General features: G+C 67.8%; 16 protein-coding genes. 3 read left to right on the top strand and 13 right to left on the bottom strand.

Annotation, left to right across the window (positions count from 1 at the left end; translation table 11 throughout):
* Positions 1-8 precede the first annotated feature (8 nt).
* Together K9U37_RS00850 and K9U37_RS00855 are read left to right on the top strand one after the other, a co-directional pair.
* Positions 9-959 (top strand): HAD family hydrolase, encoded by a 951-nt coding sequence (locus tag K9U37_RS00850; protein ID WP_243070103.1) that lies wholly within the window; start codon positions 9-11, stop codon positions 957-959.
* A gap of 102 nt (positions 960-1,061) precedes the next feature.
* Entirely contained in the window at positions 1,062-1,562 is a 501-nt protein-coding gene (locus K9U37_RS00855; RefSeq protein ID WP_243070104.1) for an FAS1-like dehydratase domain-containing protein, read from the top strand.
* A 7-nt stretch (positions 1,563-1,569) separates the two neighbouring features.
* On the opposite strand, the gene K9U37_RS00860 is transcribed toward K9U37_RS00855, so the two are convergent.
* The 8 genes from K9U37_RS00860 to K9U37_RS00895 all read right to left on the bottom strand — a co-directional run bounded on the left by K9U37_RS00860 (position 1,570) and on the right by K9U37_RS00895 (position 8,192).
* Positions 1,570-2,622 carry a lysophospholipid acyltransferase family protein gene (locus tag K9U37_RS00860; RefSeq protein WP_243070105.1) on the bottom strand — a complete coding sequence of 351 codons (1,053 nt, stop codon included), beginning with the start codon at positions 2,620-2,622 and terminating at the stop codon, positions 1,570-1,572.
* A 28-nt stretch (positions 2,623-2,650) separates the two neighbouring features.
* A complete protein-coding gene (locus K9U37_RS00865) occupies positions 2,651-3,724 on the bottom strand; it encodes an SDR family oxidoreductase (protein ID WP_243070106.1) in 1,074 nt (357 codons plus the stop codon).
* 65 nt (positions 3,725-3,789) lie between these two features.
* Positions 3,790-3,891: a 30S ribosomal protein bS22 gene (locus K9U37_RS00870; protein WP_003402602.1), complete on the bottom strand. Its 102-nt coding sequence runs from the start codon at positions 3,889-3,891 to the stop codon at positions 3,790-3,792.
* A 119-nt stretch (positions 3,892-4,010) separates the two neighbouring features.
* Complete coding sequence (locus K9U37_RS00875) at positions 4,011-4,277, bottom strand: helix-turn-helix domain-containing protein (RefSeq protein WP_243070107.1); 267 nt, start codon at positions 4,275-4,277, stop codon at positions 4,011-4,013.
* A gap of 139 nt (positions 4,278-4,416) precedes the next feature.
* A complete protein-coding gene (proC, locus tag K9U37_RS00880; protein ID WP_243070108.1) occupies positions 4,417-5,280 on the bottom strand; it encodes a pyrroline-5-carboxylate reductase in 864 nt (287 codons plus the stop codon).
* A gap of 62 nt (positions 5,281-5,342) precedes the next feature.
* The gene (locus K9U37_RS00885) at positions 5,343-6,188 is read right to left on the bottom strand and encodes a sugar phosphate isomerase/epimerase family protein (RefSeq protein ID WP_243070109.1); all 846 of its coding nucleotides are present in this window, start codon (positions 6,186-6,188) and stop codon (positions 5,343-5,345) included.
* 7 nt (positions 6,189-6,195) lie between these two features.
* Complete coding sequence (locus K9U37_RS00890; RefSeq protein ID WP_243070110.1) at positions 6,196-7,179, bottom strand: Rv0497 family membrane protein; 984 nt, start codon at positions 7,177-7,179, stop codon at positions 6,196-6,198.
* Positions 7,176-8,192 carry a Ppx/GppA family phosphatase gene (locus K9U37_RS00895; RefSeq protein WP_243070111.1) on the bottom strand — a complete coding sequence of 339 codons (1,017 nt, stop codon included), beginning with the start codon at positions 8,190-8,192 and terminating at the stop codon, positions 7,176-7,178. Before K9U37_RS00895 ends, K9U37_RS00890 begins: the two co-directional genes overlap by 4 nt.
* 265 nt (positions 8,193-8,457) lie before the next feature.
* Between K9U37_RS00895 and K9U37_RS00900 the strand changes: the two genes are divergently transcribed.
* Complete coding sequence (locus tag K9U37_RS00900; RefSeq protein ID WP_243070112.1) at positions 8,458-9,234, top strand: DUF3109 family protein; 777 nt, start codon at positions 8,458-8,460, stop codon at positions 9,232-9,234.
* A gap of 19 nt (positions 9,235-9,253) precedes the next feature.
* Here K9U37_RS00900 and regX read toward each other — a convergent pair whose 3' ends face one another.
* From regX to mshA, 5 genes are all read right to left on the bottom strand, one after another.
* A complete protein-coding gene (regX, locus tag K9U37_RS00905) occupies positions 9,254-9,940 on the bottom strand; it encodes a two-component sensory transduction protein RegX (protein WP_243070113.1) in 687 nt (228 codons plus the stop codon).
* A complete protein-coding gene (locus tag K9U37_RS00910) occupies positions 9,937-11,136 on the bottom strand; it encodes a sensor histidine kinase (protein ID WP_243070114.1) in 1,200 nt (399 codons plus the stop codon). The genes regX and K9U37_RS00910 overlap by 4 nt, the downstream gene beginning before the upstream one ends.
* A 130-nt stretch (positions 11,137-11,266) precedes the next feature.
* Positions 11,267-12,022: a phosphoglyceromutase gene (locus K9U37_RS00915; protein ID WP_243070115.1), complete on the bottom strand. Its 756-nt coding sequence runs from the start codon at positions 12,020-12,022 to the stop codon at positions 11,267-11,269.
* A gap of 121 nt (positions 12,023-12,143) precedes the next feature.
* Positions 12,144-12,671: a type III secretion system chaperone family protein gene (locus K9U37_RS00920; RefSeq protein ID WP_243070116.1), complete on the bottom strand. Its 528-nt coding sequence runs from the start codon at positions 12,669-12,671 to the stop codon at positions 12,144-12,146.
* Entirely contained in the window at positions 12,668-14,005 is a 1,338-nt protein-coding gene (gene mshA / locus K9U37_RS00925; RefSeq protein WP_372489353.1) for a D-inositol-3-phosphate glycosyltransferase, read from the bottom strand. Before mshA ends, K9U37_RS00920 begins: the two co-directional genes overlap by 4 nt.
* Positions 14,006-14,034 lie beyond the last annotated feature (29 nt).

The raw sequence follows: 14,034 nt of genomic DNA on the forward strand, positions 1-14,034 counted from the left end.
TGAGAGCCATGGGTTCCGGGGACCATGACGAGGAGCTCGCGGACTCCGAAGCCGGACGGGCCAGCGCGCAGCGTGCCGTCGATGACCTGATCAGCGAGCAGGCCAGCGCGGTCGCGCGCGAGGCCAGCATCGCGGCCAACCGTGAACCGGGCCCCGAAGCGATCCACCAGCCCACTCCGCCGCCCACCGACCTGACCGCGGCAGCGTTCTTCGACGTCGACAACACCCTGGTCCACGGCTCGTCGCTGGTGCACTTCGGCCGCGGCCTGGCCGCGCGGAAGTACTTCACCTACTCCGACATGTGGAAGTTCCTCTACGCACAGGCCAAGTTCCAGCTGACCGGCCGGGAGAACAGCGACGACGTGGCCGAAGGCCGGCGCAAAGCACTGGCCTTCATCGAGGGTCGCTCGACCGCGGAGCTGGTGGCCCTCGGCGAGGAGATCTATGACGACATCATCGCCGATAAGATCTGGCCTGGCACCAGGGCGCTGGCGCAGATGCATCTCGAAGCCGGCCAGCAGGTGTGGCTGGTCACCGCGACGCCCTACGAGCTGGCGGAGACCATCGCCAAGCGGCTGGGCTTCACCGGCGCGCTGGGCACCGTCGCGGAGTCGCAGAACGGGGTGTTCACCGGACGGCTGGTGGGCGATATCCTGCACGGTGTCGGCAAGGCGCACGCGGTGCGGCAGCTGGCCATCCGCGAGGGACTCAACCTCAAGCGCTGTACGGCCTACTCCGACAGCTACAACGACGTGCCGATGCTGTCGCTGGTCGGCACCGCGGTCGCCATCAACCCCGACGCCGACCTGCGTGAGCTGGCCCGCGAACGCGGCTGGGAGATCCGCGATTTCCGGACCGCGCGCAAGGCGGCCCGCATCGGGGTGCCCTCGGCGCTGGCGCTCGGCGCGGTCGGCGGTGCGCTGGCCGCGGCGGTGTCCCGTCGGCACGAGCACCGCTGACTTTCTTCCGAGGTCGAGTGTGGGCCCCGTGCAGGCCAGAGCGCGATTTCGCGTGCATCAGCCGCACAGTGGCCGCGAACGACGCTGATAGGCTCAGACGTCATGTCCATCGCCAGCGAGATCATCGGAACTCACTTCCGCTACCCGGACTACTATCTGGTCGGACGCGAGAAGATTCGCGAATTCGCCAAGGTGATCCAGAGCGAAGACCCGCTGCACTTCAGCGAGGAGGCGGCCGCAGCCGCCGGCTACCCCGACCTGGTGGCTCCGCTGACGTTCATCGCGATCGCGGGCCGTCAGGTGCAGCTGGAGATCTTCCGCAATTTCGACGTCGGCATCAATTTGGCCCGTGTCATTCACCGCGACCAGAAGATCCAATTCCACCGGCCGATCATCGCCGGCGACAAATTGTTCTTCGACTCCTGGCTGGATTCGGTGATCGAATCGCATGGCACCGTCATCAGTGAATTGCGCAGCGAAGTCACCGACGCCGAGGGCAAACCGGTGATGACGACAGTGGTGACCATGATCGGCGAGGCCAACAGCGACGAGGAGACCAACGCTCAGGTCGCCGCGATCGCCGCGGCGGCGATGCGTCGCTGATCGACGCTCAGCCGAAGAACATGTTGCGACGCTGAGCCAACAGCTGATACAGCGTCTGCTGAATGGTCTCGCGCACCTGGTCGGTGAGTTCGAAGGTGACCATCGGATCGTCGGCCGCCGACTCGTCGTAATCGGCAGTCTCGATCGGTGTGCCGAATGCGATGTGCCACTTGGACGGAAGCGGCACCAGCCCGGCCGGACCGGCCAGCGGGAACAACGGCGTGATCGGAAAGTACGGCAGCCCCAGCACACGCGCCAGCAGCTTCACGTCGGCCAGCATCGGGTAGATCTCCTCCGAGCCGACGATCGAGCACGGGATGATCGGCGCCCCGGTGTGCAGGGCCGCCGAGACGAACCCGCCGCGGCCGAACCGCTGCAGCTTGTAGCGGTCCCGGAAGTGCTTGCCCAGCCCCTTGTAGCCCTCCGGGAACACCGCGGTGAGCTCGCCGCCGGCCAGCAACCGGTGCGCGTCAATGGTGCACGCCATAGTGTGCCCGGCCTTGCGCGCGATCGGGCCGAGCATCGGCATGTCGAAGACCACGTCCGCGGCCAGCAGGCGCAGGTCGCGACGCTGGGGGTGGTGGTCGTGTACCGCGACCGAGAGCATCAGGCCGTCGAACGGCAGCGTCCCGGCGTGGTTGGCGACCAAGAGGCCGGCGCCGTTCGCCGGCAAATTCTCGATGCCGCTGACCTCGGCGCGGAACCAATTGTCGAAAAAGAAACGCAGCAAAGGCAGCACGATTGCGTTGTTGAACTGCGGGTCGAAGCCGAATTCGTCAACGGTGTAATCACCGGTGAGGCGCTTCCGGAAGAAATCGGCGACCGCCGAAATTCGTTGCGCGAGTTCATTCGGCTCGTCGTCGTCGCGGCCCACACCGGCGGCGCCGCGGCGCCCGTCGATTTCGCGGACTACGGCTGCGATGTCGTCGGCCGAGGCGCGGGAACCGGACTCGGAGGCCAACGAGGGATGTCGGCGCGCAGCCTCGGCGCGCCGAGCCGCCGCCGCTCGACTCGAATTCGAATGCAGCGGAATCACTTTCGCCTTTGATTCACCCGCCACTTCAGTACCTTCTCCCCAGCACGAACTTTCAGCCGCCCCAGCGCTGCGCGACGGCTACCGCGCGACGTTCCACCGAGCGTACCCATTTCGGGTCGATGATCGGGGTCAAACCCCGGCCGCGCACATAGTCGTCGAATGCCTCCACGGTGGTCCATTTCGGAGCGAAGGCCAACTCGGTTCGCATCCGTGTCGTATCCATCACCCGGCCATAACTCAGCCATTGCATCGCGTCGCGGTTGAGTTCGGAGTTCCCGGTCGCCTTCCGCAACGAATCCAGTACCCCGACGGCCAAACTCGGCACGGGAAGCGAAATGCGCCCGGAACGGCGGATCGCCTGCGACATCATGATGATTCCGTCTGCGCCGATGTTGAACGTGCCGGACCTGCCGGCCATCGTCGCGCGCTCGAGCGCCCCGAGTGCGTCCTGTTCGTGCAGCAGTTGCAGGCGGGCGTCGTGGCCGAGCACGGTGGGCACCAGTGGGCCGGCCAGGTAGCGCGAGAGCGCGGTGTCCATCGCCGGGCCGATCATGTTGGCCAGCCGCAGGATGGTCACCGTGATATCGGGCCGGCGCCGGCCCAGGCCGCGGGCGTAGCCCTCGATGTCGATGCTGTCGCGCGCGAAGCCCTCGGCCAGCGGGCGACGGCTGCTGCTGTCCTCGGTGTAGACCACCGGGTCGTGTGGGTGTGACCCGTAGACCTCAGAGGTGGACTTCAGGATCACCCGGCGCACCGAGGGCGCCTTCTGGCAGGCCGCGAACAGCTGCATGGCGCCCATCACGTTGATCTCTTTCAACGTGGCGCGACCGCCGGAGCGCGGGGCGTAGGACGCCGCGGCGGCGTGCACCACGGTATCGACGTCCCCATTACGAATCACCTTGGAGATGAATGGGTTCCGGACGTCGGCTCGGACGAACTCGGCCCGACCCATCCGGCGCAGCAGATCCTTGCTGGGCGCGATGGCGTCGATGGCGATGACCTTGTTGATCATCGGGTTCTGCGCCAGGCGCGCGGTCAGGTAGCCCCCGAGAAACCGGCCGGCACCGGTGACCAGCACGACCTTGGGGTAGTGCGGCGCATCGGTGTCGGTGCCGCCGGAGTCCATCTGGACAGCCTATCGGGCCGCGCGTGGCCCGGCAGGACTCGGCGACGCCGGGCGGCAGCGGACGGCTACTTGCCCAGTTTTCTGCGCTGGACCCGGGTACGACGCAGCAGCTTGCGGTGCTTCTTCTTCGACATGCGCTTACGCCGCTTCTTGATGACTGAACCCATGAATTCCGCTACCTAATTCCTAATTCCTCGCAGTGCCCGCACTGCGGCGGGTGTCCTTGTGTCCCGGACACCTTACCCAAACCAGCAGGGAGAACGGAAAACGGCCGGGGAGTGCGGACTCATCCCGCGTCGAAGTACGACGTCTCCAGCAGGTCGTGGACAGCCTTGGCGTGCACCCGGAACGAACGGCCGACCCGGACGGCGGGCAGCTCCCCGTTGTGCACGAGCCGGTAGACCGTCATCTTGCTGACGCGCATCAGCGCGGCCACTTCGGCGACGGTGAGAAATTGAGCTGCGGCGACCGGCTGACCGTCAGCGCCACCGGCATCACGCGCCGATTTTCCGCCAGCCGCGTCCCGCGCCGATGGCCCGTTGGTAGACGTCATCGCAACCCAATCCGTCAGGCACGGGCAGTTCCAGCGGCTTCCCCACCGCTGGCACCCACACGTGCATACACGAGGAGAATAGCGTGGCCAGTGAGGTTACTGCGACGGGTGTGGGTCAATCCATCAGAATATTCTTGAACTACTCTGATGTAATTCCTAGCTGCTCAGAGCGGGTTTTTGCGGCGTCGATGGCCGCGGTGACAGCGGCACGCAACCCTCCCCGCTCCAATTCGCGCAGGCCAGCGGCGGTGGTGCCACCCGGCGAGGTCACGACGGCCCGCAGCCGGGCCGGGGTGGTGTCCAGTCCGGCGTCGGCCCCCGCAGTTCGCTCGCTGTCGATGCGGTCGAGCAGCATCGCCGCCGAACCTGCCATCGTCTGCACCGCCAGGTCCGTCGCAGCCGCCCTGTTGAGCCCGTTGGCGACCGCGGCGTCGACCAGTGCCTCGACGAAAAGGAAGAAGTACGCCGGCCCCGATCCGGACACCGCCGTGACCGCGTCGAGCTGACTTTCCGGGACCGTCAGGACCTCGCCCACGCACTCGAGCAACGCCGAGACGTCGGCAAGGTGCTCGGGGGTGGCGAAGCGGCCCGCGGTCAGCGCGCTGACGCCGGCACCGACCAGTGCCGGGGCATTGGGCATCACCCGGACCACCGGGGAGCCCGCGGGCAGGCGCGACTCGTAGAAGCCGATCGTCACCCCGGCCACCACCGAGACGAAGACCTGCTCGACGCTGTTGCTCTCGGCCTGGGCGACCACATCGGCGATCTTGCCGACGACGGCCTCCGCGTCGGCCGGTTTGACGGCGACGATCACGAAGCCAGCGGTCTCGACCGCCTCGGCCACGCTGGCCACCCGCACCGAGTACATGTCAGCCAAGTAGCGGGCGCGCTCGGGCGACCGCTCGACGACAACGAGGTCCTTGACCTGACGACCCGCCCGGAGCAACCCCGCAAGGAGCGCCTCGCCCATACTGCCGCCACCGATGATCGCGATTCTGGCCATGGTGGGAAACCCTAGCGGCCGACCGATGCGTGCCGTTTACCGCACGAGGAGGAGGCCGCAAATCAGCGCAACAGGTGGGTGCGCGCGAACTGCAACGACTCCGTCAGCAGCGCCTCACGTTCGGCTTTGGTGCGCGCCCCGGAGGTTGTCACCTCGAGGATCACGTGGCCGGCGAAGTCGCTGCCGGCCAGCATCTGGCACACCCCGACGGTGGGCTGGTTGCCGCGGCCGGGCACCAGGTGCTCGTCGGTGGACGCGCCGCTGCCGTCGCACAGATGCAGGTGCACCAGCCCTGCGCCCATCCTGTCGGCCATCTCGAGCGCGTCGGTGCCCGCCGTAGCGGTGTGGGAGAGGTCCAGCGTGTAGTGCGCGTGGTTGCCGTCCAGGGGGTCGTAGGACGGCGCGAAGGCCGAGACCCCCACACCGGGGTGGCCGCCGCGTTTGCGCATCCGCTCGATCGAGGGCTGACCCGAGCCGAAGAAGCGGTCGGCGCGGAACGGGAACATGTTCTCCACCGCGACCATCACCTCGCTGCGCGTCTCGAGTTCGGCGACCTGCTCGCTGAATCCCTCCGCGTAGCGGCGCTGCCAGCGGAACGGCGGATGCACCACGACGGTCAGCGCGCCGAGCCGCTCGGCGGCCTGCACGCTGCGGGTCAGCTTCGAGATCGGGTTGGCGCCCCACACTCGCTGCGAGATCAGCAGACACGGCGCGTGCACCGACAGAACCGGCATGTTGTAGCGCCGGGAGAGCTTGGCGATCGCGCCGATGTCCTGGCTGACCGCTTCGGCCCACACCATCAGCTCGACGCCGTCGTAACCGAGTTCGGCGGCGTACTCGAAAGCGGCCTCGGTCCTCAGCGGATAGACCGAGGCCGTCGAGAGGCCGACCTTGATAGCTGGGCGCACGAACGAATCAGGTCGACTGTAACAACGCCAGGGGCCCAAGAGTCACCAGCGCACCGACCGCGACGGCGATCAGCGTGCTGGCGATATCTTCGGTCTTGCGGACGACACGAACGGCAACGACGAGGCCGAGGATGACCAGCACCGAGAGCACCAGGGCCACGATGTTGTTCCACTGCCACAGCTGATCGAACGCAATGAAGAGCCCGGCCCCGAAAGCGACCGCGAGGATCGACTGGAGGACCACCAGGGTGCCGCGCCGCAGGACGGTGAGTTTGCTCTCGCGGGGGCGTTGCTCCTGCTCGGTGTCCACCGCGGTGGCCGCTGCCACCGAACCCGTCTCGTCGTCGTTCTCCTGAGCCAGGCCACGGCGTGCCCTATCGTCGGCCACCGTCTCGCCGCCGAACAGCGTGCCGCCCGAGGACCGCAGATACGACTGCAGCTCGGTGGCCTCCTCGACGTGCTCATCGGAGGTCAGGTCGAGTTCCGGGGCGGACTCGTCGACCGGGTCGAAGGTCATCTGCTCGGCATCGGAGCTGTCCGAGGCCACGGCGGGCGCGGAGGCCGGGCGGCGAAGCGGGCGGGGGTCGTGGCTGCGCTCGGGCCCGCGTTCACGACGCGGAGTGGGGGCCTCCGAGCGCTGGGGCGGAACATCGAAGGGCTGTGGTGCAGGTGCCGGTTCGGCGGGCGTTTCGGGGGCCGCGGTCGCCGACCCGTTGGTGGCGCGGGATTCGATGGTGGGCCGGGCCGCCGTGGTCTCCTCGGCGGCCTCCTGCTCGCTCTGCTGGTCCTCGGTGGCCTCGGTGCGCACGACGGGGAGTTCGCCGGTGCGGATGATCGGAATCTCGCCGGTGAGCTCGGCGACGGTCACGGCATCGCTGTTGCTGCGGCGGCGGCGCCGGCGGCCACCGACCGGCGGCGAGCCGATCGTACCGTTCTTCGCCAGCAGCTCGGCGACCGAGATCGGCCGGCTGGGAGTTTCGTCTGCAGTCATCGTGTGCCTCTCGATCGGGCGGCAGTCGACCGATCAGAATCGTGGCTTCCAGCATCCCCCACGGACGTTTCCACCAAGGCGGTTCCATCGGCTTCACTGTCGAGTCGGCGCAGGATGATGCCCTCCCGCAGCGCCCACGGGCAGATGTCGACGTATTCCAACGACAGTGCTCGCATACTCGCCTCCGCCACCAGAGCACCCGCCACGATCTGTGGCGCCCGCTCGGCGCTGACTCCTTCCAACTCGGCACGATCTGCCGTGGTCATCCTAGAGATGAAAGATATGAGTTGCCTCAAACCGTTGGCCGTCAGCGTCCGCTTGACCCGTGGCCCGGCACCCGACGGGGCCGCTCCGGTGAGCCTGGCCAGCGATCGGAACGTCTTGGAGGTCGCCACGGCCAGATCGGGCGCACCGGCAGCGAGCACGGCGGCGCTGGCCTCGGCGACCTCGTTGTCCAGCCAGTCGCGCAGCATGGCCACCCGGCGCCGGCCCGGCGGATCGTCGGGCAGCCACTCGCGGGTCAGCCGGCCCGCGCCCAGCGGCAGCGAGAGGGCGACCTCGGGGGCCTCGTCGACGCCGTTGGACAGCTCCAGGGAGCCGCCACCGATATCGACGTTGATGATGCGCCCGGCACTCCAGCCGTACCAGCGGCGCACCGCCAGGAACGTCAGCCGCGACTCGTTGGCACCGGAGAGCACCTGCAGGTTCACCCCGGTCTCGGCCTGTACCCGGGCGAGTACCTCTTCAGAATTCTTGGCGTCGCGGACCGCCGAGGTGGCGAACGCCATCAGGTCTGCGCAGCCGGAGCTGGCGGCGATCTTGGCGAATTCGGCGACGGTGTCGATCAGCTTGTGGGCGCCTCGGCGGGTGAGCCTGCCGGAGTCGTCGATCGCCTCAGCGAGACGCAGGCTGGCCTTGGTGGAACTCATCGGGGTGGGGTGACCGCCGCGATGCGCATCCACCACGAGCAGATGAACCGTATTGCTGCCCACGTCGAGCACGCCTAATCGCACCGGATAAACCTAGCGTGGCGACGATGCGGTCCGGTACGGACCGAGGAGGAGCCGCGCAATCGGGCGCCGCGTGGCGACGATGCGGTCCGGTACGGACCGAGGAGGAGCCGCGCAATCGGGCGCCGCGTGGCGACGATGCGGTCCGGTACGGACCGAGGAGGAGCCGCGCAATCGGGCGCCGCGTGGCGACGATGCGGTCCGGTACGGACCGAGGAGGAGCCGCACCAAGATTCGACTGCGGGCCGCTTCGACTAGCGTTGGCGCTGTGACGCATGAGCACCCCGGCGAGGTCGAACTGGACTTCCCCCGTGAGTGGTTGGAGTTCTACGACCCGGACAATCCCGAGCACCTGATCGCAGCGGATCTGACCTGGCTGCTGTCGAACTGGACGTGCGTCTTCGGTACTCCGGCCTGCCAGGGCACCGTCGAAGGCCGCCCGGACGACGGCTGTTGTTCGCACGGGGCGTTCCTTTCCGACGACGACGACCGCGCCAAGCTCGACGACGCCGTCAAGCAGCTCACCGACGCCGATTGGCAGTTCCGCGACAAAGGGTTGGGCCGCAAGGGCTATCTGGAGATGGACGAGTACGACGACAAGCCCAACCTGCGCACCCGCAAGTACAAGGGCGCGTGCATCTTTCTCAACCGCCCCGGCTTCCCCGCCGGCATCGGGTGTGCGCTGCACACCAAGGCGCTCAAGCTCGGTGAGGAGCCGCTGACCATGAAGCCCGAGGTGTGCTGGCAGCTGCCGATCCGCCGCGTCCAGGAGTGGGTCACCCGGCCCGACGGCACCGAGATCCTCAAGACCACCATCACCGAGTACGACCGCAGGGGCTGGGGCGAGGGCGGTGCGGACCTGCGCTGGTACTGCACCGGCGACCCCGCCGCACACGTCGGCAAGAAGCAGGTCTGGCAGTCCTATGCGCCCGAACTCACCGAGCTGCTCGGCGAAAAGACGTACGCCGAACTGGCCGCGATGTGCAAACGGCGCAGCGGCATCCCGCTGATCGCCGTACATCCGGCCACTCGCGCCGCCCGCTGACGGGCAGCTGCGAGGGCGGTCAGCCCTCGAGCTTGTAGCCCAGCCCGCGCACCGTCACCAGGTGCACCGGGTTGGCCGGATCGGCCTCGATCTTCGAACGCAGCCGCTTGACGTGCACGTCGAGGGTCTTGGTATCGCCGACGTAGTCCGCGCCCCAGACCCGGTCGATCAGCTGACCGCGGGTGAGTACCCGGCCGCTGTTGCGCATCAGATACTCCAACAGATCAAATTCCTTGAGCGGCAACGTGATCGGCTCGCCGTTGACGGTGACCACGTGGCGTTCGACGTCCATGCGGACCGGGCCTGCCTCCAGGACGGCATCACCGACTCCGGAGTCGTCGGCCTCACTGCCGCGGCGCAACACCGCCCGGATACGGGCGATCAGCTCCCGCGCCGAGTACGGCTTGGTGACGTAGTCGTCGGCGCCGAGTTCGAGGCCGACGACCTTGTCGATTTCGCTGTCACGTGCAGTCACCATGATCACCGGCACGCTGGAGCGGGCCCGCAACTGCTTGCAGACGTCGGTCCCCGTCATGCCGGGCAGCATCAGGTCGAGCAGGACGATGTCGGCACCCGCCCGGTCGAATTCGGCCAGGGCGGAGGGTCCGTCGCCCACTACCGTGGCCTCGAAACCCTCCTTGCGGAGCAGGAAGGCCAGCGGGTCGGCCAGCGATTCCTCGTCCTCCACGATCAGCACATTGGTCATCTGGCTACTGCCTCCTCGTCACGGGCCTCTCGGTTGGCCTCGTCGTCGGTATCTGGATAGGCGGGTATGGACAGGGTGAACGTCGAGCCGGTGCCCGGCTGGCTCCACAGCCGGATACTGCCGTTGTGGTTGGCCGCCACGTGTTTGACGATGGCCAGCCCGAGGCCGGTGCCGCCGGTCGCGCGCGAGCGCGCCTTGTCGACCCGGAAGAAGCGCTCGAAGACCCGCTCCTGATCGGCGCGGGCGATGCCGATGCCGCGGTCGGTGACCGCGATCTCGATGTTGTCACCGCGGCGGCGCCTGCTGATCGAGACATTGGAACCGTCGGGCGAGTAGGCGATGGCGTTGGAGATCAGGTTGGCCAGCGCCATCACGAGCAGCGCCTCGTCGCCGAGCACCCGGAAACCGCTCGGGGCGTCGGTGGTGACCGTGATGTCAGCGCTGTCAGCCGCCACCTTGTGACGCGAAATCGCTTCGCTGACAACGGTATCCACGTCAACCGATTCGAGATCCGGTAGCGGCTCGGCGCCTTGGAGGCGGGACAGCTCGATCAGCTCTCCAACCATGCTGGCCAGCCGCTGGGATTCGGTGAGAATCTTCTCGCCGAAGCGTTGCGCAGTCTCGGGGTCGTCGGCGGACTCCAGCAGCGCCTCGGCCAGCACACCCATCGCGGCCACCGGGGTCTTCAGTTCGTGGCTGACGTTGGCCACGAAGTCGCGGCGGCTGGCCTCCATGCGAGCCTGCTCGGATTGGTCGTCGAGGTACACCACGGCGAACCGCGGGGCCTGGTCGCTGAGCAGCCGGACGTGGCCGCGCACCGACAGCCCGGAACGTCCCGCAGCCGCCCGCCGCGGTGGGGACAGGTCGACTTCGACGTCCTCGCCGGTGGCCAGGGTGCGCTGGGCCGCTTTCCACGCCCGTTCGTCGAGTAGCCGGTCACGCACCAGACCGAGCTCCACGGCTCGGTCATTGATGAGCACCACGTCGCGCAGGCCGTCGACCACCACCATGCCGATCGGCGCCAGCGAGACGACGTACTGCAGCATCTGCGACACCGTGATGCCCGCGTCGCTGACCGCGCGTCGCTGCTGGTGCTCGCGACGGCGTGGGCTGAGTGCGACCCCGATACCGAGGCCGAGGGCGAGCGCCACCAGCGCCGCGACGGTGACCAGTAGTGCCACCGAAACAACACTCACGCGAAAATCGTACGCACCGGGTGAACGCCATCCCAGCAGCGTGCGGCCAATTCGGGATAAGTCACACCCGCGGGCGCAGGTATTCCGCCGCTGTTCACCCGGCGTTTGCTCCCCGGGACCTGATGCAGGGCTACTTTGCGCCCTGGCTGGCCACCGCCGCCGCCCCGGCGGCGGCCGCCTCCGGATCCAGGTAGGTGCCGCCTGCGATGAGGGGCTTGAGTTCGGCGTCCAGGTCGTACCGCAGCGGGATGCCGGTCGGGATGTTCAGGCCGACGATGTCCTCGTCAGACATTCTGTCGAGGTACTTGACCAGCGCGCGAAGCGAGTTGCCGTGCGCGGCGATGAGCACCGTCTTGCCGGCCCGCAGGTCGGGAACGATCGTCTGCTCGAAGTACGGCACGAACCGCGCGACCACGTCGGCCAGGCACTCGGTGAGCGGGCCCCCGCCGATGTCGGCGTAACGCGGGTCAGCGTCCTGGCTGTACTTGCTTCCCCTCTCGATGGGCGGCGGCGGGGTATCATAGCTTCGCCGCCACTTCATGAACTGCTCTTCGCCGTATTTGGCCTTGGTCTCGGCCTTGTCTAGGCCCTGCAGTGCGCCGTAGTGGCGCTCGTTGAGGCGCCAGTTGCGCAGGACCGGAATCCACAGCCGATCGGCGGCATCCAGCGCCAGGTGTGCGGTAGTGATAGCACGCCGCAGCAGCGAGGTGTACAGCACGTCGGGCAGCAAGCCCTGCTCGGCCATCAGCTTGCCGCCGCGTACCGCCTCCGCGCGGCCCTTGTCGGTCAGGTCGACATCGACCCAGCCGGTGAACAGGTTCAGCGCATTCCATTCGCTTTCGCCGTGCCGGAGCAGGATCAGCGTCGCCGAAGTATCCGAAGCCATGACCGAAAGTCTCTCACGGCCGGGCTCAGTCGTCGTCTTCGACGACCCGACCCTCGACTCCTCCTCAGGCCTCTCCGAGGCCTGCATCGTCGTCTTCGACGACCCGACCCTCGACTCCTCCTCAGGCCTCTCCGAGGCCTGCATCGTCGTCTTCGATCAAGTGTTGGAACGCCTGCAGGTTCTTCAGCGACTCACCACGGGCCACCCGCCACGCCCACTCCTTCTGGATCGACGACTTGAAGCCGAGCTCCAGCAGGGTGTTGAAGTCGGTGTCGACGGCCTCGAGCACCTGCCCCAGGATGCGGTCCAACTCATCGGCGCTGACCGCGTCCAGCGCGATACGCCCGATCAGGTAGATGTCGCCGATGTTGTCCAGGGTGTACGCCACCCCGTAGAGCCGACGGTTGCGCTTGAGTAGGAAGCGGTAGACACCCTCGTGGTTCTCGTCGGGCTGGCGGCACACGAAGGCCTCGACGCGCACCGAATGCTCGCCGATGCTCAGCAACGTGTTGGTCTTCAGCTTGCGCTCGCCGGGCAGTTCGACGATGAGGCCGGGCCGGCCGCCGCGCGCGCCTTCGAAGCGCGAGTACGCCACGTCGTTGTCGATCAGCGTCTTCTCGATGATCTGTTGCACGTCCGCCTGATTCACACCCGCACTCCCCTGCGCATGGTCCAGCGCCTGCCGCTCCGGCGGGCCAGCAGATCACGGGCAGCGCTGCGGTGGTGGGTGCTCGCGTAGTCGGTGATCGCCCGGCCATAGCTTGCCAGCAGACCGTCAACGGTGTTGTCCCAGGAGAACTTTCGCGCATGTTCGACGGCAGCGCGGCTGAGCTCGCCGGCGTCGCGCCGCACTACCGTCGCGATCGCGTCGGCCCACTGCTGCGGTTCGTGACCGGGCACCAGCAATCCGCTGACACCGTCGTCCACCGCCACCGGCAGCCCGCCCACCGCCGCGGCCACAACCGGTGTCCCACACGACTGCGCCTCGACCGCGACGAGCCCGAACGACTCCGAATAGCTCGGCACCGCAACCAGATCCGCGGCACGGTAGACGTTGACCAGGTCTTCGCGCGACTGCGGCGGCAGGAATGTCACCCGATCGGAGATGCCCAGTTCGGCCGCCAGCCCCACCAGGGCATCGGGCTCAGCCACACCGCTTCCCGACGGACCGCCCGCCACCAGAACTCGCCCGTCGGGCAGTAGAGCCGCGGCACGCAACAACACATCTGGCGCCTTCAACGGCTGGATGCGTCCGATGAACGCGACCACCGTCTGGTCGGCGGCCAGTCCGAGCGCGGCGCGCGCTGCGCGCCGGTCACCTGGTGTGAACGTCTCGAGGTCCACCCCTGGATGCACGACGTCGATCCGAGCGGGATCGGCGTTATGCAGCGAAACCAATTGGCGCAGTTCGTCTTCGGTGTTGACGATCAACCGGTCGGCTTCGTCGACCACCTGCTGTTCGCCGACAGCGCGCAGCGGCGGCTCCGGTGAGTCACCGTCGGCCAGCGCCGCGTTCTTGACCGCGGCCAGGGTGTGCGACGTGTGCGCCAGTGGGACGGCCCAGCGATCCCGCGCCAGCCAACCCACCTGGCCGGACAGCCAGTAGTGCGAGTGCACGATGTCGTAGTAGCCCGCCTCGTGGTTGGCCTCGGCACGCAGCACGCCGGCGGTGAAGGCACACAACTGCGTGGGCAGGTCGTATTTGTCGAGACCCTCGAAGGGCCCGGCCACCACGTTGCGAACCAGCACACCGGGTGCCGCCCGAACCACCGGTTCGTCGGCCGAGGAGGTGGCCCTGGTGAAGATCTCGACCTCGACTCCGCGCCGAGCCAAGTGCAGTGCGGTCTGCAGGACGTAGACGTTCATCCCGCCGGCATCACCGGTGCCGGGCTGGGCCAGCGGGGAGGTGTGCACCGAAAGAACCGCGACGCGCCGGGGCAGCACATCGGACGAGACTTCGCTCAGATCCCGGGCCTGCCGCACGCCTCCATCTTTGCACCCGCCCTGTTCGG

Origin of the sequence: Candidatus Mycolicibacterium alkanivorans, assembly GCF_022760805.1 — a bacterium.
Taxonomy (GTDB): domain Bacteria; phylum Actinomycetota; class Actinomycetes; order Mycobacteriales; family Mycobacteriaceae; genus Mycobacterium; species Mycobacterium alkanivorans.